Source organism: Halomonas sp. AOP22-C1-8, assembly GCF_052378905.1.
GTDB lineage: Bacteria > Pseudomonadota > Gammaproteobacteria > Pseudomonadales > Halomonadaceae > Vreelandella > Vreelandella citrativorans.
The window spans coordinates 1-22,181 of record NZ_JBQSYD010000002.1; the positions used below are offsets into that span (position 1 = coordinate 1).

The window sequence follows — 22,181 nt, forward strand, 5'->3', positions numbered from 1 at the left end:
GCTCGAGAACTGGCACAAAGATTTAGAACGGTAAAAGTGTAGAGTAGATAGTGATTGTGAAAGGCTTCATGGTCTAAAAAAAGCACCAAGACTGATGGGTTTCTATGTACCATGGAGGGATGAGTAAACTTCGTTTTTCACTTAATCGCCAAGGCGAGCAGTCTTTGTCAGAGCAGGTGCGTTCGAGCATTGCTGATGCCATTCGACAAGGGCATTTATATGAGGGCGCACGGCTGCCTTCATGGCGTGATCTTGCCACGGAACTGGGCGTTTCACGAGGCACTATTAAAACGGCGTATGATCGGCTGAGCGATGATCAGTTAGTCATCTCAAAAGGGGCCGCTGGTACGTTCGTTAGCACCGTGCTACCCGCGGCACCAAAAGTGGTGGTTGAGGCCTCTCGACTACCACTGCCTGATCTCTATCAGGACCTGGAAAGCGCGCCCAGGCTTTTTCAAGTGGGGGTGCCTGCGCAAGATGGCTTTCCCTTTAAGCAGTGGTCGCGCATCATGCTGCGCGGTTCACGCCAGGCGGTGGCCGAGTCACTGCGTTACCCTGACCCACGCGGAGAGCAGACACTACGCAAGGAAATTGCTGCCTATCTGGCCGTGGCTCGCGGGCTGCTTTGCTCTGCAGACCAGATCATCATCACCAATGGATATGCGGGGGCGCTGGGCTTGGCATTGCACTTATTGCGCCCGGATTCAAAGCGGGTGTGGGTTGAAGACCCTTGTTATCCACTCAATAGGCACGCTTTGTCTTTGGCAGGCTTTACCTCGGTTCCTGTTCCGGTCGATGACCAGGGGATTTGTGTGGAGCAAGGGATAGCGCTTGCGGCGGAGGCCCGGTTGGCGATTGTGACGCCAAGCCAACAAGCACCGCTGGGTATGCAGTTGTCGCTGGCTCGCCGCCAGGCGTTATTAGCATGGGCTAAAGAAAACGATAGCTGGATCATCGAAGATGATTATTTAAGTGAGCTGCAGTTAAGCGGCCAGGCAACGCCCGCACTGGCCTCGCTGGACCATGACGAAAGAGTGATTCACATGGGTACTTTCAGTAAAACCATCAGCCCACGGTTGCGGCTTGGTTTCATGGTGGTGCCTGCGAGGTTGTCGGAGCGCGCGGGAGATACGGCAGCTGCATTGTCACCCGCGTCTGCACTGCCTAGCCAGCTAGCCGTTGCGGAGTTTTTGCGCGACGGGCATTACTTGCGCCATATTCGGCGTATGAAGCGTTTGTATATACAGCGCCGGAATGCGCTGCTTGCACTCATGGACAGCACGGTTTCAGTCAATCATATGGCGGGCTTGTCGCTGTTGCTCCCCTTGTCTGATGACACCGACGATGTTGGCATTGCCGAAGCGGCGGCGGCCTTTAACCTTGCCCCGGCGCCGTTATCTCCTTGGTACGCCACGCAAGCCAATGCGCGAAAAGGATTGCTCTTGGGCGTCACTAATCTATCGAGCCCTGCGCTTGAAGAAGGCTATCAACCGTTGGCGACACTGATTGCTCGTCATCGCCAGTAATGTGCCTACAGTTGAAAAAAATCACTCCCATAGAACGTCGGCTTAACCAGGTCGCTTGCTGCGTATTCTCATTCTAATATATGCTTTATATGCGTTTCATATATCAAGGCATTCCATGGGTATCGTAAAAATCAACGACCAGCTACACGAAGATATTCGTAAAGCCAGCTCGGTCATGGTGCGTTCGATCAACGCACAGGCGGAGTATTGGATTAAGGTGGGCATGCTGGCAGAGGCTAATCCAGGCATGACCTTCACCGACATTATGCGCGAGCAGATGCAACAGGCAGACATTGAAGTCAGGCAGGTGACCGGTGGATAACGTACCGCTGAAAAGTGCAGAAGAGTTGACGCTGATGCGCGAAGCAGGGCGCTTGCTGGCGCAGGTGTTTGGTTATCTTGATACGTTAATCGAGCCGGGTGTCACCACCATGCAGATCAACGACTGGGCCGAGCGTTATATCGTTGATGAGCTAAAAGCTCGCCCGGCCAGCAAAGGGCAATACGATTATCAATATGTGCTGAATGCGTCTGTGAACCAGGTGGTGTGTCATGGCGTTCCTTCCGAGACACTCGCGCTAAAATCAGGCGATATCGTTAACATTGATATCACGCTTGAGAAGAACGGCTATATTGCCGATTCAAGCAAGATGTACATGTTGGGTGAGGTAAAGCCTATTGCCAAGCGCCTGGTCGATAAAACCTATGAGGCGCTGTGGAAGGGCATCCACGCGGTTAAACCGGGGGCAACACTGGGTGATGTAGGCCATGCGATCCAGCGGCATGCGGAACAGAACGGCTACTCGGTGGTGCGTGAATATTGCGGCCACGGCATCGGCCAGGAAATGCATGAAGAGCCGGAAGTCGTGCACTACGGAAAGCCAGGGCACGGCGTGGTATTGAAAGAGGGCATGGTATTCACCATCGAACCCATGATTAACCAAGGCAAAGCCAAGGTAAAAATCAAAAAAGATGGCTGGACCGTCGTGACCAGCGACAAGTCCTTATCCGCGCAGTGGGAGCATACAGTGGCAGTGACGGCCGAGGGTGTTGAGGTGCTTACGCTGCGTGATGAAGAGCGTGTTTAATTTTAACCAGTTAGGCGATGCAAGGTGACCTATGACAAGTCATCTGAAAACTAGCCGGGCGGACGTGAAACAGGCTTTTGAGAGACAGTGGTATTAAAATTCCATGCCGTCGCTAGAAAGTAACGGCGTGGTTAATGTGAGCTCGGCTAGCGCTTACAAATACTCCAGCACATCAAAGTGATCGCACCCCGGCAGCTCAATTAGCTCTGCTTGAACGTTGGCTGCGCGTAGCAGCGCTATAAAATTGTGTCCCTGCTGATGAAACGCGGGTGGGTCGTTTTCGGCAATCACAACCTGGCAGGCGGGCAGTGCGGTCAGCTCGCCAAACTGAGGGCTAAGTGCCCGTGCCTGTGCTTTGGTCAGTTTTAGGGGGGCGTTAACGTAGGTTTCTACCAGCGGCGTAAGGTCATAAACACCGCTGACCAGCACCAGCTTATCAATAGGAACCCGGCCGCTAACGGCTACCCAGTAAGCCAGTTGGGCGCCCGCGCTATGGCCTCCCAGGGTGATGGACCACACACCTCCGCTTTCTGCCAGCGCGTGGTAGGCCGCTTCTAGCCCCTGAATGCACTGAGTCATCATGTTTTCAATGGTGTGGGTTGGGGCTAAGCCATAGCCAATTGAGGCGAAGGCCATTCCCCGTGCCAGATAGCGCTCGGCCAGAAAATCCGTGGCAGTGTGGTCAAGCTCCTGCCAGTAGCCACCGTGAATGAATACCATCAAAGGCCACGGGCCTTCTCCCTGCGGAATAAACAGGTTAAGGCACGCCGCCGGGTGGTCGCCATAGGCGACCGTTATCGGTGGGTGGCGGTCCCTTAGCGTGCGTCCGGCATCCGCCTGACGTGTAAGAGTGGATTCAAATTCTGACGCAAAATGGCTCGGTGAGTAGGCCAGATCCGGCGTTAGCTCTGTCATGCGTGCTCTCTATCAGGTAACGGCGCTAAGCACGTGAAATTCAGGATTTTGATACTCGCCGCTTTCGATTACCTCGCGGAAGTGCTGCGCGGCCTGCCACACATCTTCGTAGCTTAAATAGAGCGGGGTGAAGCCGAAGCGCATTAAGCCCGGTTCCCGATAATCACCAATCACGCCACGCGCGATCAGCGCTTGCACGATGGCATAACCGTTTTGGGCATCTACCAGTGATACCTGGCTGCCACGCTGGTCGGCTGCCGGGGTAATGTCCTCGATACCGTGGGCCTCAAAAATATCTGCCAGGCACTCGCGGAACAGATTGCTCATGGCCAGGCTTTTTTCACGCACGGCCTGCATATCGACGTCAGCCCAGATAGCTAAAGACGCTTCAAGGGCGGCGTAAATAATCGCTGAGTGTGTGCCGGTACGAAAACGCGAGATGTCATCGGCGGGTGCGTAGTCGGCCTGAAAGGCGAAAGGTGAGGTATGGCCATGCCAGCCCGAGAGCGGTTGCCACGTGCTGTCCAAGTGGTCGCGGTGCACGTAAAGAAAAGCGGGCGCACCGGGGCCGCCGTTCAGGTATTTATAGGTACAACCTACGGCATAGCGCGCGCCCACGCCGTTAAGATCGACAGGTAGCGCGCCAGCAGAGTGGGCTAAATCCCAAATGACCTCGGCGCCATGTTCATGAACCAGTTGAGTAGTGGCTGCCATGTCGCGCAGTTTGCCCGTGCGATAGTTGACCTGGCTAAGTACCACCACAGCCACGCCGTCCAGGTGCGCAGCCAGGTCGTCACCTTCGGGCATAAAGCGATGTTCACAGCCGCTAACCCGGCAGTAGCCTTGGGCAATGTAGCCGTCAGTGGGGAAGTTGCCGCCTTCACTGAGTACCGTGCGGCAATCATCCTGGCGCTTGTCGAGGATATAGCCCAACAGTTTGAAAATATTGAGCGTGATATTGTCCGTGACCACCACTTCACCGTGCTGAGCGCCAATCACCGGGGCGAGCAGGTTTCCCAGCCGTTCGGGCGCATCAAACCAGCCCTGGTTCCAGCCTTTAATCAGCTGGGTGCGCCACTGCTCCATGGTGTCATTAACCGCTTGCTTGGCCTCGACCGGTTGCGCACCAAGCGAGTTGCCATCCAGGTAGAGAACACCTTCTGGTAGGGAAAAGTGGCGTTTAAAATCTGCCAGTGGGTCTTGGCGGTCCAGTTCATGAACGGTATCCAGGCTCACGCGCATATCGGTACTCCAGCAAAAAATGTCGTCACACAGGTAAAAAGTGGGGTAAGGCTTATTGGGCGCTTGCTGTTAAATAGATGTCCTTACGCTCCAGAGTTCCGGGAAGAACTGCAAGTCGAGTGCCTTGACCAGGTAGCTCACGCCCGACGAGCCACCGGTGCCACGTCGGTAGCCAATAATGCGCTCCACCGTTTTCATGTGGTTAAAGCGCCAGCGTTGGAAGTTGAACTCGACATCCACCAGCTTTTCGGCCAGTTCGTATAGATCCCAGTACTTTTCACTGTTGCGATAGATCTCCATCCACACCGCTTCGACGTCGCTACTCGCGGTGTAGGGAATGCTCCAGTCGCGATGGGTGATGTTGTCTGGAATATCAAAACCCCGGCGGGCCAGTAGCTGCAGTGAGACGTCATAAAGGCTGGGCGAATTAAGCGCATGCTGGAGTTTTTGGTAGTGCTTGGGCTTTGAACGGTGTGCTTCGATCAATTTGGCGTTTTTGTTACCCAGCAAAAACTCAATTTCCCGGTACTGATAGGACTGAAAGCCCGAGCTTTGCCCAAGGCTGTCCCGAAAGCTCAAGTAATCGGCGGGCGTCATCGTTACCAGCACTTCCCAGGCGTTGATGAGCTGTTCCTGGATGCGGGAGACGCGTGAGAGCATTTTGAACGCAGGGCTCAGGTTGTCATCGGCAATATGCCTGGCCGCCGCGTGGGCTTCGTGCAAGCAGAGCTTGATCCATAGCTCCGACACCTGATGAATCATGATAAAGAGTAGTTCATCGTGCTCTTCAGAGGCCGGGTTCTGGCAAGCCAGCAAGGGCTCAAGGTCAAGGTATTGGCCGTAGCTGATATCCTGGTCCCAGTGGATGGCTTCGTTATCAACGCTGTTCTTTTTTGGAGTTTCCATCACTTAATATGCCTTTGCCGCGTCATGAGTGGTTAGCGCTTGTGCTTGAGGTTCGCCTAAATCCCAGAAGATCCCGGCGGCTAGTTTTAGCCCTTGCTCGACAATGGTTTCCAGCAAGTGCTCATCGGGGGCGTGCTGATTGCATGACGGATAGGAGTGGGGCAGCCAAACGGTGGGCAGATTAAGCACGTCTGAAAAGCAGTGATTGGGAATCGTGCCGCCCAGGTTGGGTAAAATATGGGGCGCTTCATTCAGGCTGTTCTCGGCCGATTGAGCAACAAAATTCACCCACGGGTGATTGGGGTCCAACCGAGTCGCCGCGTAGCCGCCTAAAAACGTCAGCTGGATATCGTTAAAGCCATGGGTATCCAGGTGCTGGCGCAGGTTACTCTCCACCGCTTGCCAGTCGGTGCCTTTTACAAAGCGCAGCTGTAATACCGCTTCCGCGTGCTCTGGAATCGCGCCGACAGGCTTGTCGGTTCTACCCGCACTTAAGCCAAGAATTTCAAACGTATTGGCCCCGTATAAACGCTCGCCATCCGCCAGGGTTTCTTCGCCCCACGCTGGGTTAATCGTGGGGTCGGAGGCGCCGCCGCCTACCGGCAAGTCGCGCACTAACCGGGAAGCATCTTCTGTAATAGACGGCGCCTTGAGAAAGTCGGCCAGAATTTTGCCACTTGGGGAAAGTAGCGTGGCGAGCGCATTGCACAACACAACCGCTGGGTTGGTAATAACACCTCCCCAGTTGCCGGAATGGCGGCCGCCATTGCCGGTGTTAAGCGATAACTTGAGTTGAACAACGCCGCGAGAACCCAGGAAAAGGGTGGGCATATCGTGGCGGATTCTGGGGCCATCAGAGGCCAGAAAAAGGTCGGATTTAAGCGCTTGCTGATAGGCAGCACAGGCCTCTTCCAACCCTGGTGAGCCTATCTCCTCGCTCATTTCAAACAGCATTTTTACGTTGTAGCCTAACCGACCCTTACGAGCGTTAATCACAGCTTCCAGCGCGGTTAAATTGACGCTGTGCTGGCCCTTGTTATCGGCGGTGCCGCGGCCATAAACACGGCCTTCTTTAAAGGTTAGCGCCCACGGGTCAATACCGTTCGCCCATTGCTCTTCCTGGCCATCGGTAACGTCACCATGGCCATAAAGCAACAGCGTGGAGTAGGCGGGGTCCTCAATGCGCTCCCCAATCAGCAGGGGAGGAAAGCCGGGTTTGGGGTTCTCGATAATTTGGCAGGTGAAGCCTAGCCTTGAAAGCAGCGGGCCAATTTCTTGTTCAAGGTACGCGTTGAGTGTATCGGCACAGGCGGGGTCCTGGCTGACCGTGCGCATGGCAATACGTTTTGCCAGCGTCTTATAAAAATTACCGTTTGAAAGCTCATCACTCGCTAGCTGAATCGCCTGTTCCCGTTTTGAACGCTGCGGTGTTGTCATGGTGTGCCTTTTTATCATTGGGCTTTTAGTGGTCGTTGAGATGAGCCTAGCCCTTGCTCTTGTTTGCAGCAATCATTAAGATTTCAAAGTACCTTTCTAACTATTAGAAATCACCGGTAGATGTTTGAACCGCTGCCGATAGCGCTATTCACCCTGCCAGGGTTTGTACGAAAAGTCGCTGAGCGAAGGCCAGACAAGGCAAAAATCAGTAAAAAACGGACCGGGCTCGCGCACGAGTTTACATGTGTAAATGAGTATTTTGATCGGACTCGCGCACGAGCTGGTTTTTAACGCCGTATGGGCGAGCGTAAGCAGTTTTCGTACAAAGCCTAACAGGCAGGTCATCAATGAGGCCGTTATGCAGGATCTCCACTTGCGCTACTTTCAAAGCGTTGCGAAAACGGGCTCGTTGTCCGCTGCCGCTGAAGAGTTGCACGTTGCTGTTTCAGCGGTTAGCCGCCAGATCACCAATCTTGAGCAGCGCTTGGATATCAAGCTGTTCAACCGCCAGCCGCGAGGGATGCAGTTAACCGAAGCAGGCAAACTGCTGAACGCCTATGCACTGCGTAACCAGTTAGAAGTTAATAGTGTTATCGATGAGATGCAGGATGCAATGACACGCCAACGCCAAACCATTGTGGTGGCTTGCCCTGATGGCATGGCGTGGCACTTTCTTCCCAGTGTTATTTCGCGCTTTATTACTCAGCATCCTGATATTCGGTTTGATCTGCAGATGGCCGATTCAGCGCGTGCTTCTGAATTGGTAAAAGAAGGCAGTGCTGATATCGCCTTAACCTTTAGCCTCTCGCCGGATATTGGCGTAAAGGTGGTTTCAAGCCATAACGCCGCAATTAGTGCCCTTATGTCGAGTGAGCACCCGTTGGCCGTTAATGACGTTTTGTATGTAAAGGATTTATGCGACTACCCGCTTACCATGTCGCTTAATGGCTCGACAATGCGCTATCTGTTTGATGTCGCCTGTAGCTTGTCCGGCATTAAGGTATTCCCAAGTTTCTCCTGCGATTCACTGGGCGCGACCTATACCATGGTCAGCGAGCATCCCAATATGATCGGGTTGTGTAGTGCCGTGGCGGTAAGCGGTAAAATGCATAAGGATGGGCTGGTTTTAAAGCCGCTACACGAGCCCCAGCTTTCTCAGCGAAGCCTTCAGGTACAGGTGATGGCTGAACGCTATCTGCCTGCTCATATCGAGGCGTTTTTAGTTGTTCTGGAAGAGAAGCTGACGGCCGTTGTCTGTTGAGCGCATACCCGTTAGATGCCAAGCCACCCATTATGGGTGGCTTGAAAGCGAACCTGCTTAAAACGGGCCGTAGTTAATCGCAACGGCAACCCCGACAAACGCGCCGCCGATGACAATCCAAATCAATACTAGTGGCAGCACGAATTTGAACCACTCCACGTAAGAAACGCGGGCGATCGCCAGGCACGCCATCAAGGTGCCAGAAAGCGGAGTAATAATATTGGTAACGGCATCGCCCAGCTTGAAGGTGATGAAGGTCGACTGGCGGGTGACTTCCAGCATATCGCCAATCGGAACCATAATTGGCATCACGATAGCGGCCTGTCCGGTACCCGAAGTAATCAATCCGTTAAATACCAAGTTAAACACGTATAAAAGCTCCATGGCGACAATCTTGCCATGGCCATCTAAAGAGCTTGCGACGCTATGCACGAGGGTGTCGATGAGCTGTGCTTGTCTAAGCAACACGATGACAGCGGCGGCGACACCCACCACCAATGCACCGTACATGACTTCGCTTGCGCCATTCATCAGGCGTTTTACAAAATCATTGGGAGACATTCTGCCGATCAGTGCCGTGGCGATCCCCACCATTAAAAACGTGGCAGAGAGTTCGGTGATTCCCCATCCGAAGTTAAAACCGCCGTACAGGAAAAACACAAAGGAGGCGGCAAATATCAGCAGCACTAACTTATGAGAAAAGGTAAAGGGCGGCAGGGCGCCAGGCTCATGTGTGGCTTCGGTGTTATCAAAGGCGTCTGCTCCCATCACGCTATGAGCCGGGTTCTGCTTGATACGTTTGGCATAGCGGCAGATGTACACCGTGGTAACGGTCAAAAAGACAATAAAGATAACGCCACGATATATAAATCCGGAAAACAGCGGTAACTCGGCAATGGTTTGCCCGGCAACGGTAACGGTCGGGTCAAAAACGCCTGCACCGAAGCCTGCGTAGGAGCCTAAAAAGATAATGGCCACGCCTACAACGGGGTCAAGCTTCATTGAGCGGGCAAGAAACAGCCCGATAGGAATAAAGGCAATGGCCAGGTTGGCACCTACCCCAACCGATGCAAGCGTTGAGAACGTAGCGCAAAAGATAAAAATAAGAACGTTTCGACGACCATTGGCCTTGCTAATGAGTTGGTGAATACCTGCGCTGATGGCGCCTGTTGACTCAATCACCTTGAGCACGCCGCCGACCATCATGATTAAGAAGATCAGCGGAGCCGCCGCCACCAGGCCTTTTTGAATAGCGGTAAACAGGTCCATTACGTTCAGGGGCGCTGCAGTAATGTACTGAAAGCTATCGGTGGCGACCTGCGTCAGACCATTGTTGTTGGTTCTTTCGTAGCTTCCTGCGGGGATTATATAAGAGGCGAGCAGTACCAGTACCATAAAGCTAAACAGGATGATGAACACATCCGGCATAGGGCGTTTTTTCTTCATTGTTTGTGCCTTTTCTGGCGCGCCTTTACTCAGCTTCGTTGTCATATTCGTCTTCGCGGTCAGAGGGTTATCGTTTTATTGGTGGCGCTACTCTAGGCAGTATGTGCAACTAAAACGCTCAACGACAAGTAAACCGTGTGCATGGCCGAGGGGGTAGGTAGGCCGAAGCGGTTTAGTGTGAGGCGTAGCATCAGGTGGTGGTGTTTTTTCTCACCTTGACGAGTGAGCCCTACGTACTTCCAGGTAATGGCTTAGAAGGTCCATAGTGCTTGGCTCGCACGTGGTGAAAGGGCCACCTTTAGTGTTGTTTAAAATCAACCTACCAAGGAAGCCCATGGCTAACAATTGTGAATTTATCAAATGTGTTTTCTATTTTAGGCAAGCGCTCTTGGCAGCCAGAAGGAAGTATCCGGGCAACCCAATAAAGCCGCTAAATGGTCGGTTCAAAATGCCCGCTCAACGATGTTTTATGCCGCCGCAGATAACAGCTCTGCAGGCCATATCGCGCAATTTTACGCGTTAACAGCGCATAGCCAAGCGGGCTGCTACTGTCTATATAGAACCTGCTACTGTCTATATAGAAAAGGTGGGGTTTAGGGTTCGCTCTATTAAGCATGTATAGACGGAGTTACGCATCTAACGGAGGATAATATGCAATCCAACATTGAGAATCGGGGTAGCTGTCTCTGCGGTGAAGTGCAGCTTTTAACTCATTTAGACAGTCATCATGTCGCGGTTTGCCACTGCAGCCTTTGTAGAAAGTGGGGTGGAGGGCCACTGTTTGCGGTTGAGTCCAAAAACGAGGTGGATTTCCAGGGGACTGAGCATATTGCTATCTTCAGTTCCTCAGAGTGGGCCGAGCGAGGTTTTTGCAAGCAGTGTGGGACGCATCTGTTTTATCGGTTAAAAGAGGGCGGGCACTATGCTATCCCAGTGGGGCTTCTGGAGGATAACGACCAGTGGCAGCTTGAGGAGCAGATATTTATTGAGCAAAAACCAGCGTTTTACTCGTTTTCTCAAGCTACCAGAGACTTAACCGGCGAGGAGGTTTTTGCTCAACATACTGGCAATTAAGAGGTTTCGTGGCCATCGCAAACACTGGCTACCTCCTCTGCCTATGCTTCACTTGGGAGAGATATGGCCCCTTCACGACTTCTACTCATGGCAGATGCGATATTAGTCGTTCATGTGCTGTTTGTTGTCTTTGTCGTCTTCGGGTTGCTGGCTATTTATGTCGGTTATTTTCTAAGGTGGCGATGGGTGCGAAATAAGAGGTTTCGTATTTTGCATTTGTCCGCTATTGGGTATGTAGTGGTGCAGTCCTGGTTGGGCGCGGTTTGCCCGCTTACTACGTGGGAAATGGCCTTGAGAGCAGAGGCTGGTACAGCAACCTATACGGGGTCCTTCATTCAGTACTGGTTGCAAAGCCTGCTTTACTACACGGCGCCGGAGTGGGTATTTGTGCTGCTTTATACGGTTTTTGGTAGCCTGGTGTTGTGCAGCTGGTTTTTAGTGCGGCCAAACAAACAGAAAGGAGGCGATGATGGCTAATAAATCTAAAAGCAACGGAAGCGAAAGCAATCCCTCTGGCAAGAGTGAATCATTAGCCACAATTTCGTGCGGGGCTGAACAGCTGCTTGTGGCTGCTCTCGAACGAGGCGTTAATTGTCTTGAAACCGGGCGTTTTCTTATCAGTTATCGTGAAGGGCGAATGGAAGAGGGCATTAAGTCTCTCAAGGCTCAAAAGTTTCGAGTGGCCGACGCGCGTGACTTTGCTGACCAGGCCGTCAGTTTGGAAGACGCTGGTGATGCGGAGGTTGTGGTGTTCCCAGAGCTTGGGGTTGCGCTTGTTGGCAGTGACGCTTTACAGCTACATGGGATGAGCCTCAATGACCCTATTTCAGCAGATAGCCCAATAGAAATTATTGAGCCTGAGTATTTTGCCTTTTCCGAAAATTCAGAGTATCTGCGAGGTTTTTTGCGGGCCGCGAGTACGATTGCTCGCGATCTTGGCGCTGATGTTGATCTGGATGAAGCCCAAGACAAGCTTGAGCCAGGCAAGCCAGAAACGACCTGGGGATTGATTCAATGCAACGTTTTGCAAAGCCGGTGGAGTGGGGCTGGCATTAAAGTGGCCGTGCTGGATACCGGGATGGACCTTGGCCATCCTGACTTTGTAGGTAGAGAGTTTATTACCCGCTCATTCGTAGGAGAGCCGGTTCAAGATATCAATGGCCACGGAACGCACTGTATCGGCACGGCCTGCGGCCCCAGAGTGCCTTTCGAGAACGCTCCGCGCTACGGTATCGCATCCGATTCACAGGTGTTCGTTGGAAAGGTGCTCACCAACTCGGGTAGCAGTACAGGGGCGGGAGTGCTTGCGGGCATGAATTGGGCGATCGCTAATCGATGTGACGTCATTTCGATGTCGCTGGGCAGTCAAAGCCCTGTGCAAGCCGCCTACACCCACGCGGGTGCCGCGGCTCTGCGTAAAGGGTGTCTGATTATTGCTGCCGCAGGAAACTCTTCTGCTCATACGGGAGCGCCTGCCAACTCGCCTACTATCATGTCGGTTGCATCTATTGACGCCAACTTAAAGCCTTCGAGCTTTTCCAACGCAGGCAAAATCGAAATTGCCGCGCCTGGCGGCGACATTTTTTCGTCCTGGCCCCGGCCGGTACATCATAAAACGATTAGCGGAACCAGTATGGCGACGCCCCACGTTGCAGGCTGCGCCGCTCTTTGGGCTGAGTCAGATGCCTCGCTGCGCGGTATGAAGCTCTGGCAACGGCTGTTGGATTCTGCAAAGCCTTTACCATCCTCTGGTTCCCGTGTTGGGGCCGGGTTGGTACAGGCACCTTAGATGAGGATGATCGATGCCGACAATAGCGCTTTGGATAATCACGATTTCTGAAGATCAATCGATCAATGAAATAGCTTCGCGCCTTAGTGATGAAGGACTCACGATCAGAGATGTATTTGAGGAGATTGGGTGCATCACCGGGGCGGCAGATGACGTTACCGTTGAGCGGCTTAAAAAGGTCAACGGAGTGGTGGATATTGCCCCTGATATGCAGCTCGATATAGGCCCGCCAGGTGCTGATAAGACTTGGTGATTCCTCTGCAGCCACCTTGGAAAGAGCTGTTAAAGGAGACTGGGGTGCGCCGCATTAAAATGTCATACCCATTATTGGCTGTTTCGTTTTCACTGGAGAAGTGTCATGGCAACACCCGCAAAGAATACGGTTTGTCTTTGGTTCGATGGTAGCGCAGAAGAAGCCGCGCGCTTTTATGCAGATACCTTTCCTGATTCGTTTGTTAGTGCCGTTCACCGCGCGCCGGGAGACTTTCCATCCGGTAAGGAAGGGGATGTGTTGACCGTTGAGTTTACCGTGCTGGGCATTCCATGCCTGGGGCTTAACGTTGGGCCTGAGTTTACGCATAGCGAAGCGTTTTCTTTTCAGGTCTCAACCAATGATCAGGCCGAAACGGACCGCTATTGGAGCGCGATAGTGGGTAATGGCGGGCAAGAAAGCGTGTGTGGTTGGTGTAAAGATAAATGGGGCGTGTCTTGGCAGGTAACGCCTGTGGCGCTGATTGAAGCAATCACTGCCTCGGACCCTGCCGCTGCAAAACGCGCGTTTGCAGCGATGATGCAGATGAAAAAAATCGATATTGCCACCATTGAGGCAGCACGTAACGGTTTAATTAGATAAAAGATGTTCACTCATCGCGCGTTAACGACAGGGCTGAAGCAATGGAGTCAGTGAGTAATATTGTTATTTCTGAATTTTCTGATTTTAATGACCTAAGTGAATTTATTATTGTAGTGACTCGATTGCTAATGGCTGCTTTTCTCGGTGGCCTCTTGGGGCTTGAGCGTGAACAGAGCGGTAAGCCAGCTGGAATACGTACCCACATGCTTGTGTGCATGGGGGCGGCGTTATTTATATTAATTCCGCAGCAAGCAGGCATTTCAGATGCAGAGATGAGCCGGGTCATTCAAGGTGTTATTAGCGGCATTGGTTTTTTATGTGCTGGAAGTATTATCACCCGTAAGAATGATCTATTTGCTACCGGGCTTACCACGGCGGCTGGCATTTGGTTTACAGCGGCTATAGGTGTCGCCGTTGGTCTTGGGCGTGAGCAAACGGCCGTTTTGTGTACCGTGCTGGCTTGGACAGTGCTGTATGTGGTGCCTTTCTTCTCGCGCGCAATAACCAAAAAAAGGCCTGTACCTTCAGGATCGAAAGAAGATGATTCTGGTAACAAATAAGCGTGAGACGCACCCCGTTAATTTGCGGCATTCATGGCCTTATGGACCTTCATAAGCTGAACAAACGCAAGGGACGAAAAAGACACGGCTCGGTCCTCTGAAACGCTTAGGAGGCAGCGAGAAATACCGGATAAACCGGTGAACCAACGATGGTTGAAAAGAGGCTAATCTGACATTTTATGGCTGAAATTATCACTATCCTTCTTTTATCATTAATGGCAGGTGCCGCAATGCCCATCGGGGCATTATTAGCTAAGTTTGACCTGGTTCATCCCTCCCTTTTAGGGGATTCCTGGCGACATTTTATTATTGCTTTTGGTGGTGGAGCGCTGATGTCAGCGGTCGCTCTGGTATTGGTACCTGAAGGTGCTAGTAAGTTACCGCTTGTACCGGCCGCCTTGTGTTTTGCTGCTGGTGGGGTATGTTTTTACTTCCTTGATGCCTACTTAAAAAAACTCAATAGCTCGGTAGGCCAACTGGTGGCAATGTTATCTGATTTTATCCCTGAAGCGATTGCCTTGGGTGCTGCCTTTGCAGCAGGCGAAGGCACAGGGTTGCTGCTTGCACTATTAATGATTTTACAAAATCTGCCCGAGGGTTTTAACGCTTACGAAGAGCTGAGCAATAATAATACTCAACTATCTTCCAATAAAATCATACTGGCATTTAGCGGTTTGGCATTAGTGGGGCCCATCTCAGCAGCAACCGGCTATTACGTATTGGCACAGTACGATGTGTTAATGGGAGCACTAATGCTATTTGCGAGTGCAGGTATCTTGTACCTTGTTTTTCAGGATATTGCCCCTGGGTCCAAGCTCGAACAACATGGAATGCCGGCAATCGGTGCTGTCGCTGGGTTTCTGCTTGGGTTGATGGGTAACATGGTGCTTCTTGCCTCCTGATGGCAAATAACTGCAAGCAGCGCAATGCTATGACTATGCGGTTTAATGGCGAAGAATATGAGTCTTCGCCTCGCTTTTTCTTTCTTTAATACCTCGCCATGAACTGAATTAGCAGTGGGTTTTTATTCTTAAATGCAGGATAATTAATAATCATTTTTATTAAGGATAGTGATATGCCCGCAACTTCCAAGACGTTAATTTTGACCGCTGCTGGTGTTGTAGTGCTCGGGGCTGGGGGATATATAGGCGCCCAAGCGGTGGTGGGTAATGAGGTGGAAAAAGCGCTAGCCCAAACCTTTGCGCAGTTGGATGATTCTGTTTCCTGGTATGCAAGCGACGTAACGATTGATAAATCGTTGTTCAATACAACGGCGACGGCAACGATCGGTATGGAAGGTGTTGAAAATGCCAATGCCCAGGTAAATCTGCTGGTGGATCACGGCATTATTAATAGCCCGATTACCGGCACGATTCATCCCAACGAGCAGTTTCTAAGCGGGGATATTGACGTTGATTTGGTCGCTACTCGCAGCGCCGTCACGGGGCAGTTGACGGCCGGTTCGTTAAGCGGCGTTGAGTTTGACGGCACTCTGCACGACCTGGTAGTGGATCTTGATCTTGAAGATGAAGACGTTTGGAAGGTAGACGGCCAGGCACGTGAAATTGTTGTCAATGACGAGAACGACTCGTTTCGGATCGTCTCGCCACGCTTTGAAAATAGCTCCCAGGAAGCGTCGAGCCTGATACATCAACGTCTGGAAATACCCAAAATTGAGTTTTTGGCGGAGGGCGTCAATGTTTATATAGATGGCATTGAGCTTGAGGCCGAGTCTGAATCCGTAGGTGATAGCCAAATCGTCAATTCAGGCGGCCGTTTTAAGATAGCCGATATCGGCGCCGACGGCACCTCAATGGGCAGCCTGTCACTTGATATCGATGCCAAGAACTGGGATATGTCAGCATTTCAGGCGCTTCAGGAAGCCTATGCACCGCTGGAAAGCATGCGTGCAGAGTATGAAGAGACCGGTGTACGCGGCGATGAGCAGGAAGAGCGTGAACTACTGATTCAGTCTATCGAACGAGGCTATGATGTCCTGATTGCGAGTCCCTCAATGGCGTTCCAGCCGCTGGAAGCGCACGTCACCCTGCCCATGCTGGGTATCGATTTTAATCCCCGCATTACGGCGGATATCCGCTTTGATGGTGAAGAACTTTCCAAGGAGGCGCTATACAGCGCTTTATGGGATAACCGTTTGCCGTTACCCGAGCAGCTTCAGACATCGCAAGATAGGATGAGCACACCGGAGGCGCAAGAGTACCTCCAAAACCGCTTGAGCCTGGATATTGGCGTAACGACACCTCCCCAGATGGTACTTTCACTCATTCCCATGCCTTATGCTCTGTTAATCGATCCGGACTTTGAAGAGCAGACGTTGACCTGGCAAGACGGTGTCCTGACGGTTAATGGTGAAGAAGTGATGTAAGCAAGGCTTGTATCATAAGCACTACGCCATATGGAGTGGCGTAGTGTTAAATCAAAGGTATTAAGATCACTGCACTCAACAAATTTGTACCGTATTGAAACTTTCGGTCAATGGAAAACATCCTTATCAGGTGATAGCGCAGTGGTTGAATCCCGTTACCATGCAAGTACATGTGTTTAAAAGCCAGAATATCTGGTTTGATCCCTCGTCTTATATCAATACGAATACGATTGCTGTCTTTATCGAGCAGAATGATCCCCAGAAATATCACATGGATATAGAGTTTTTGCCTAAACTCGCCAAGTAAAGCCGTCAGGCCGTGATACGTAATAGTTTTTTTATTAATCACAGTAAGGATCAATTATGGTTTTAACTATCATTATCGTAGCGATAATAGCGGTTATCGCGTTCTACCTTATCGGTGTGTACAACCGACTTGTCTCACTGCGAAACCGTTTTCAAAACGCCTTTGCTCAAATTGAAGTGCAGCTAAAGCGCCGTCACGACTTGATACCTAACCTGGTCGAAACCGCCAAAGGGTATCTCAGCCACGAGCGCGAAACGCTTCAGTCGGTGATTGAAGCGCGCAATTCAGCAGCGGCGGGGCTCAAAGCGGCGGCTGCCAACCCAGGGAGCGCCAAAGCGATGGCCGAATTGGGCGGGGCAGAAGGTGCGCTAAGCCAAGCGATGGGGCGGCTTAATGTGGTGATGGAAGCTTACCCGGACCTCAAGGCCTCTGAAAACATGCAGCAGCTCTCTGAAGAGCTTACCAGTACTGAAAACAAGGTCGCTTTTGCCCGCCAAGCGTTCAACGACGCTGTCATGCAATACAACACTTACCGCCAGAGCTTCCCTCCGGTGGCCGTAGCTGGCCTGTTGGGGCATGGCGAGGACGCTTCCTTCCTGGAATTCGAGGACAGCGCCCAGATTCAGTCAGCGCCTAAAATATCGTTTTGAAGCGTTCTTGAACCGACAAGGATAGGTGTGCATGGATTTCTTTACGGCTCAGGACAACGCCCGGCGTAAAACCGGGCAACTGGTTGTTTTATTGATAGCGGCGGTAATCGCCCTGATAGCGGTCACCACTGTCGTGATCGCAATCGTCGTGCATTTCATGAGAGATGACCGAGGCAGCGTGACAGCGAATAACCTGTTGGCTGCGCTATCCCCAGAACTGGTAGCCGTGGTTGCGCTTGGCGTGGTGGCGTTAGTGGGTCTCGGCGGGCTTTTCAAGCGCTCTCAGTTGCGTCGCGGCGGCGGTAAAGTAGTGGCCGAGGCGCTGGGCGGACGAGAAATCAGCCCCAGCACCGAAAACGCTAACGAGCGCCGTATTCTCAACGTGGTGGAAGAAATGGCAATTGCCTCGGGCACGCCGGTTCCACCGGTTTATCTGCTTCAGGAAGCGGGTATTAACGCTTTCGCCGCCGGGTATGATACCAGCGATGCCGTGATCGGGATCACCCAGGGGGCGATTAATCACCTCAACCGCGAGGAACTACAAGGCGTGGTTGCCCATGAATTTAGCCACATTCTGCATGGCGATATGCGCTTGAACATGCGTTTGATCAGCGTACTTCACGGTGTGCTTCTGATCGGACTGTTAGGCTATATCCTGCTGCGCAGTACGACGTCGCGTGGTCGAGCTGTGCGGCGCAACAATTCAAATAGCAAAGGCGCTGTCGTCGTACTTGCCCTGGGTGTTGCCCTGGCCGTCATTGGTTATGCGGGCACGTTTTTTGGCAACTGGATCAAGGCGGCAGTGAGCCGTCAGCGAGAATACCTGGCCGACGCCTCCGCCGTTCAATATACGCGTAACCCCAATGGCATCGGCCAAGCGTTAATCAAGATAGGCTCCCTTACGCAGGGGGCCAGAATAGAAGCCTCCCAAGCGAGCGAATATAGCCACCTGTTTTTCGGCCAGGGCATGAAGCTTGGTTTCACTCGCTTATTGGCGACCCACCCGCCGATACGCCAGCGCATCAAACGCGTTATGCCAAGCTGGAACGGTGAATTTAACGCGCCGCTCAGTGCGTCTTTTGACGGTGACGTGGAAAAAGCGGGAGGTGAGTCAGCGGTTGGCTTTGCAGACACCCCCTCCGCTCACGCCCACTCCAGCGCAGCAACCATGAACGGCGCCTCGGCCCGCATGGCGATTGACTCAATGGGGCAACCCGGCCCACGCCATTTGGCCCAGGCACGTACCATGCTCAGTGCATTGCCTACGCGGCTCGTCGATGCCGCCCACGATCCTTATGCAGTGCGCGCATTAATGTACGCACTGCTGCTGAGCCAGAATATTGAGGTGCGTAAGCAGCAGCTGGCATCACTTCAGCAGACAGCCTTGCCCGATGTGTATCGTGAAGTCATGAATCATGCCGGCGACGTGTTAATGCTTAGAGACCAGCTTCGCCTGCCGTTGATGGAATTGGCGTTGCCTGCGTTAAAAAACCTGTCAGTGGATCAGGCCACGCATTTTCGACATTGCATGGTAGAACTGATCAATGCGGATAGTCAGGTCAGCCTGTTTGAGTGGACGCTGTATCACTGGCTGGTTCATCACCTGGGCCTGGGCAAGAAAGGTAGTGGCCCTGCTGTTCGTAAGCTGAGCGATTTACAGCAGGAGTGCCAGCGGCTGCTCAACGTGCTGGCCTGGGCAGGGCAGAGTGACCCCGAAAAGGTAAGCGCTGCGCTAGATGCCGCTGAAAAAGAGCTGCCGTTTGCACTAAGCGCAAAAAGAGAGGCCCCTGATATCAAAGCCCTGGGCCCCGCAGTTAGCCGCTTGCGTCGTTTACGACCGCAACAAAAGCCTGCTGTTCTGCAGGCCATGGCCCGCTGTATTGAGCATAGCGGGCAAATAAAGCCCGCAGAGGCCGAGCTGTTTCGCGTCATCGCCGATATGCTGGAATGCCCCATGCCGCCGCTGTTGATAGAGAGTGATTGAGCGTCGCCATTCTCAAGGCGGGGAGTATCCATAGTATGAATGAGGCAGGGTCCTTGAACCGAGCGACTAACGAGAAGATAGTACTCTGCTCATACAGTACTGATTGGCCAACTCTGTTTGAAGAGGAACGGGCTCGGCTGCTGCCTCTTTTCAACTTCCATGGAATATAACGCCTCTCTGATCGATAGGCGTTGGGCGGCGAAATATAGGTTGGATAGAGAAGCGTATACAGCAGCAAAAAGGGACTTTATTTGCGAAACCCTGAATGGTGGCCTCTAACCAATACAGCAATGAAGCGCCATTGGTTTAATCAAAATTAAATTTCTGGAGAGTTATTGTCAGTTAAATTGATATAGTGATAAGTGGGTTCGTTATTTAAAGTGTTTGCTCTAGGCTTTCGTTGTTTAGAAAATTATTTCGTCTAATCAAGGGGGGATGATGCCTGCCTACGCTGTTGCTCTCATTCGAGAAACTCGATTCGATCCAGAGGTTAAACACTATTTAGAGCGTATCGACGCAACGCTCGCTCCTTTTTCAGGTAAATACCTCGTGCATGGTGGGCCATACACGCCACTTGAGGGCGCGTGGGCTGGCGATATGGTCGTCATTGAGTTTCCTACTATGGAACAAGCTCAAGGGTGGTATGACTCCGATGCTTATAAGACGATTCGCCCATTTCGTATCCGGCATACCGAGGGCGATGTACTGTTGGTTCAGGGCGTGCCAGAGGGGCATAAAGGTGCGGATATCCTGGGCTAGCGATACCCGCGCCTAACGCGCCGACCTTGATAGTAAGAAGCTGCTTCCTGCTTTTAAGCCGGTTCAGATATTTGTGTGTCTCGCCATGTCATCACCTGCAACTCATCAACGAGCCGTTCGACTTTCCTTATTGCGTCAGCAACTGACTTCGCCAATACCTCCCCGCTTACCTCCTGCCCCTCGATGGCGATATAGTGAATTTTAGTGATGCCAATAAACGCCAGTGCAGTGGCTAAATTGGGCTCCAGGTGGTTGATGTGCGCCATCTTTCCACCGATATCAAAGCCTATCCCGCCTCTGGCAGTAAGAACAACCGCATGCCTTGGCCGGTCAGAAAGCTTTGGAACGTAAGGATCGGTCGGGTTACTCTCATCGATATCCACCGTTCGACCGGGGCGTACTACTTGGTCGATCCACGCTTTGAGGGCGGCAGGCATGCCGAAGTTGTAGAACGGCGTGCCGATCACTACGACATCCGCGGCGATTAATTCATCAACCAGCTGGTCGCTTTCTGCTAGTGCATCCTTCATCCAGGGTGCCCGCTGTTCTTCAGGCGTGAAAGCCGACGCGATCCAGTCGTGGTTGAGAAAGGATGGCGGGTGTTGGCCTATATCGCGATAGGTGATCATGTCTTGCGGGCGGCGTAATTGCCATTGTTTGGCAAACTGATCGGTAAGGTGACGGCTGTGAGAGCCATGATTGTCTGTTCCGGCAATCCCCGGGCGAGCGCTGGCGTCTATATGTAGGATATGCGGCATGGATAGTCTCCTGTTCTGAGTTGAGCTCATCTATGATTAACGACAGACGTAGCTTAGACTTGGATTATGAGCCGTAACAAGCGACTTTTTCTTGCAGGTATAGGTGAGTAAAATTCATTCATGAATTCTCGACGATTACCCTCGCTTTCGGCACTTCGCGCTTTTGAAGCGGCTGCTCGCCATGAAAGTGCCAAACAGGCAGCGCAGGAGCTCTCGGTAACGGCCACGGCCATTAGTCACCAGATTCGTGGGCTTGAAGAGGCTCTGGGCATTGCGCTGTTTGTACGCAGGCCCAGGCAACTGGAATTGACGCCGCAAGGCCGCGAGCTGCAGCAGGTGCTGGAATCTTCATTCGACAATATCAGCAACACCATTGAGCGCCTGAGTACCATGCCCGAGCGCAGGGGCATTACGCTGACGACCACACCAGTGGTGGCAGTACGCTGGCTGCTGCCCTGGGTTTGCATACTGCGCGAATCTCACCCAGACATTGACCTGCGAATCCATGCGTCCCACGAGCCCGTTGCGTTAGATGGGGTAACCGCCGACCTTGCCATTCGGCATGGCGATGGACGCTGGCCAGGGTTAGTAGCCGAGAAGCTGTTTGATACCACGTTGATTCCGGCTTGCAGCCCACAGCTTGTTCAGCATGCAGGGGAGGATCTATCGAAGTATCCGCTGATTCACTTTCGACCTCAGGGCGTATTTATATCGCCCATGGATTGGCCGGGTTACCAGAAAACCGCCCAGATTCCAGGGTTGAATGTCGGCGCCGGGCTGGCTTTTTCTGACGAAAGCCACGCTATTTCAGCGGCTGTGGGAGGGCAGGGTGTCATGCTGATGAGCCGTCAACTGATTGAAGATGAGCTGGCCGAAGGGCGCCTGGTACACCCTTTTGGCCCTGAACTTGAAGACCGTGCCTTCTTTTTGGCCTACCCGGAAAACCGCCGCAACGATCCAACGATGTTGGCGCTTCGCGACTGGGTGATGGCAGTGCCTGGCAGGCTATCAACACCTTCGGCTTGATAACGTCGTGTTTTATACCGTTATCTTGTGTGACCTGATGCTTCGCCGTCTGTGAGTTTCATGGCGGAGTCTGATTTGGCTCAAATAGCGAGGCTGGGGGAAGAGTCAAAAAGAGTGGCGGAAGAGCGTGGGAGTCGAACCCACCAAAGACTGCTGGCAGCCCCTGCCAGATTTGAAGTCTGGCCGCCCCACCGGGGGTCGATCCTCTTCCTTG

At 52.5% G+C, this 22,181-nt stretch carries 22 protein-coding genes and 1 tRNA gene; 16 read left to right on the forward strand and 7 right to left on the reverse strand.

The genetic code is table 11. The features are described from left to right. Nucleotides 1-119 precede the first annotated feature (119 nt). From pdxR to map, 3 genes are all read left to right on the forward strand, one after another. Nucleotides 120-1,526 carry a MocR-like pyridoxine biosynthesis transcription factor PdxR gene (gene pdxR / locus ACT3TY_RS01190; protein ID WP_441677124.1) on the forward strand — a complete coding sequence of 469 codons (1,407 nt, stop codon included), beginning with the start codon at nucleotides 120-122 and terminating at the stop codon, nucleotides 1,524-1,526. 115 nt (nucleotides 1,527-1,641) lie between these two features. Next, nucleotides 1,642-1,848 carry a ParD-like family protein gene (locus ACT3TY_RS01195; protein WP_441677125.1) on the forward strand — a complete coding sequence of 69 codons (207 nt, stop codon included), beginning with the start codon at nucleotides 1,642-1,644 and terminating at the stop codon, nucleotides 1,846-1,848. Next, complete coding sequence (map, locus tag ACT3TY_RS01200) at nucleotides 1,841-2,614, forward strand: type I methionyl aminopeptidase (RefSeq protein ID WP_441677126.1); 774 nt, start codon at nucleotides 1,841-1,843, stop codon at nucleotides 2,612-2,614. The genes ACT3TY_RS01195 and map overlap by 8 nt, the downstream gene beginning before the upstream one ends. Nucleotides 2,615-2,767: 153 nt before the next feature. Here map and ACT3TY_RS01205 read toward each other — a convergent pair whose 3' ends face one another. The 4 genes from ACT3TY_RS01205 to ACT3TY_RS01220 all read right to left on the reverse strand — a co-directional run bounded on the left by ACT3TY_RS01205 (nucleotide 2,768) and on the right by ACT3TY_RS01220 (nucleotide 7,114). Further along, nucleotides 2,768-3,529, reverse strand: a complete 762-nt coding sequence (locus ACT3TY_RS01205) for an alpha/beta hydrolase (RefSeq protein WP_441677127.1) — start codon at nucleotides 3,527-3,529, stop codon at nucleotides 2,768-2,770. A 12-nt stretch (nucleotides 3,530-3,541) separates the two neighbouring features. Continuing rightward, nucleotides 3,542-4,771 (reverse strand): kynureninase, encoded by a 1,230-nt coding sequence (gene kynU / locus ACT3TY_RS01210; protein ID WP_444627144.1) that lies wholly within the window; start codon nucleotides 4,769-4,771, stop codon nucleotides 3,542-3,544. Between the two features lie 69 nt (nucleotides 4,772-4,840). Continuing rightward, entirely contained in the window at nucleotides 4,841-5,677 is an 837-nt protein-coding gene (gene kynA, locus ACT3TY_RS01215; protein ID WP_444622588.1) for a tryptophan 2,3-dioxygenase, read from the reverse strand. A 3-nt stretch (nucleotides 5,678-5,680) separates the two neighbouring features. After that, nucleotides 5,681-7,114, reverse strand: coding sequence for a M20 family metallopeptidase (locus tag ACT3TY_RS01220; RefSeq protein WP_444627145.1), 1,434 nt, complete (start codon nucleotides 7,112-7,114; stop codon nucleotides 5,681-5,683). A 358-nt stretch (nucleotides 7,115-7,472) separates the two neighbouring features. Between ACT3TY_RS01220 and ACT3TY_RS01225 the strand changes: the two genes are divergently transcribed. Continuing rightward, nucleotides 7,473-8,375, forward strand: coding sequence for a LysR family transcriptional regulator (locus tag ACT3TY_RS01225; RefSeq protein ID WP_193054138.1), 903 nt, complete (start codon nucleotides 7,473-7,475; stop codon nucleotides 8,373-8,375). A gap of 57 nt (nucleotides 8,376-8,432) precedes the next feature. On the opposite strand, the gene ACT3TY_RS01230 is transcribed toward ACT3TY_RS01225, so the two are convergent. After that, on the reverse strand, nucleotides 8,433-9,866 hold the full coding sequence (locus tag ACT3TY_RS01230; RefSeq protein ID WP_193054139.1) for a YfcC family protein: 1,434 nt from the start codon (nucleotides 9,864-9,866) through the stop codon (nucleotides 8,433-8,435). A 606-nt stretch (nucleotides 9,867-10,472) separates the two neighbouring features. On the opposite strand from ACT3TY_RS01230, the gene ACT3TY_RS01235 reads away from it, so the two are divergent. From ACT3TY_RS01235 to ACT3TY_RS01285, 11 genes are all read left to right on the forward strand, one after another. Then, complete coding sequence (locus tag ACT3TY_RS01235; RefSeq protein WP_444627146.1) at nucleotides 10,473-10,895, forward strand: GFA family protein; 423 nt, start codon at nucleotides 10,473-10,475, stop codon at nucleotides 10,893-10,895. Nucleotides 10,896-10,958: 63 nt separating this feature from the next. Beyond that, on the forward strand, nucleotides 10,959-11,372 hold the full coding sequence (locus ACT3TY_RS01240; protein WP_444627147.1) for a DUF2784 domain-containing protein: 414 nt from the start codon (nucleotides 10,959-10,961) through the stop codon (nucleotides 11,370-11,372). Further along, nucleotides 11,365-12,684, forward strand: a complete 1,320-nt coding sequence (locus ACT3TY_RS01245; RefSeq protein WP_172116462.1) for a S8 family serine peptidase — start codon at nucleotides 11,365-11,367, stop codon at nucleotides 12,682-12,684. Before ACT3TY_RS01240 ends, ACT3TY_RS01245 begins: the two co-directional genes overlap by 8 nt. Nucleotides 12,685-12,697: 13 nt before the next feature. Then, nucleotides 12,698-12,937, forward strand: a complete 240-nt coding sequence (locus tag ACT3TY_RS01250; protein WP_087105649.1) for a hypothetical protein — start codon at nucleotides 12,698-12,700, stop codon at nucleotides 12,935-12,937. Between the two features lie 105 nt (nucleotides 12,938-13,042). Then, nucleotides 13,043-13,537, forward strand: coding sequence for a VOC family protein (locus ACT3TY_RS01255; protein WP_444627148.1), 495 nt, complete (start codon nucleotides 13,043-13,045; stop codon nucleotides 13,535-13,537). 41 nt (nucleotides 13,538-13,578) lie between these two features. Further along, complete coding sequence (locus ACT3TY_RS01260) at nucleotides 13,579-14,097, forward strand: MgtC/SapB family protein (protein ID WP_193056327.1); 519 nt, start codon at nucleotides 13,579-13,581, stop codon at nucleotides 14,095-14,097. Nucleotides 14,098-14,276: 179 nt separating this feature from the next. After that, nucleotides 14,277-14,999: a ZIP family metal transporter gene (locus ACT3TY_RS01265; RefSeq protein WP_193056328.1), complete on the forward strand. Its 723-nt coding sequence runs from the start codon at nucleotides 14,277-14,279 to the stop codon at nucleotides 14,997-14,999. A 173-nt stretch (nucleotides 15,000-15,172) separates the two neighbouring features. Then, nucleotides 15,173-16,483 (forward strand): DUF945 family protein, encoded by a 1,311-nt coding sequence (locus tag ACT3TY_RS01270; protein WP_441680023.1) that lies wholly within the window; start codon nucleotides 15,173-15,175, stop codon nucleotides 16,481-16,483. 363 nt (nucleotides 16,484-16,846) lie between these two features. Next, nucleotides 16,847-17,440, forward strand: coding sequence for a LemA family protein (locus ACT3TY_RS01275; RefSeq protein WP_172116468.1), 594 nt, complete (start codon nucleotides 16,847-16,849; stop codon nucleotides 17,438-17,440). Between the two features lie 31 nt (nucleotides 17,441-17,471). After that, complete coding sequence (locus ACT3TY_RS01280; protein ID WP_441680025.1) at nucleotides 17,472-19,424, forward strand: M48 family metallopeptidase; 1,953 nt, start codon at nucleotides 17,472-17,474, stop codon at nucleotides 19,422-19,424. A gap of 438 nt (nucleotides 19,425-19,862) precedes the next feature. After that, nucleotides 19,863-20,183: a DUF1330 domain-containing protein gene (locus ACT3TY_RS01285; protein WP_441680027.1), complete on the forward strand. Its 321-nt coding sequence runs from the start codon at nucleotides 19,863-19,865 to the stop codon at nucleotides 20,181-20,183. A gap of 53 nt (nucleotides 20,184-20,236) precedes the next feature. Here ACT3TY_RS01285 and ACT3TY_RS01290 read toward each other — a convergent pair whose 3' ends face one another. Beyond that, entirely contained in the window at nucleotides 20,237-20,941 is a 705-nt protein-coding gene (locus tag ACT3TY_RS01290) for an FMN-dependent NADH-azoreductase (RefSeq protein WP_441680029.1), read from the reverse strand. A gap of 120 nt (nucleotides 20,942-21,061) precedes the next feature. On the opposite strand from ACT3TY_RS01290, the gene ACT3TY_RS01295 reads away from it, so the two are divergent. Next, complete coding sequence (locus ACT3TY_RS01295; RefSeq protein ID WP_441680031.1) at nucleotides 21,062-21,967, forward strand: LysR substrate-binding domain-containing protein; 906 nt, start codon at nucleotides 21,062-21,064, stop codon at nucleotides 21,965-21,967. Between the two features lie 115 nt (nucleotides 21,968-22,082). Here ACT3TY_RS01295 and ACT3TY_RS01300 read toward each other — a convergent pair. Beyond that, nucleotides 22,083-22,178 (reverse strand) — tRNA-Sec (locus tag ACT3TY_RS01300). Nucleotides 22,179-22,181: the final 3 nt, after the last annotated feature.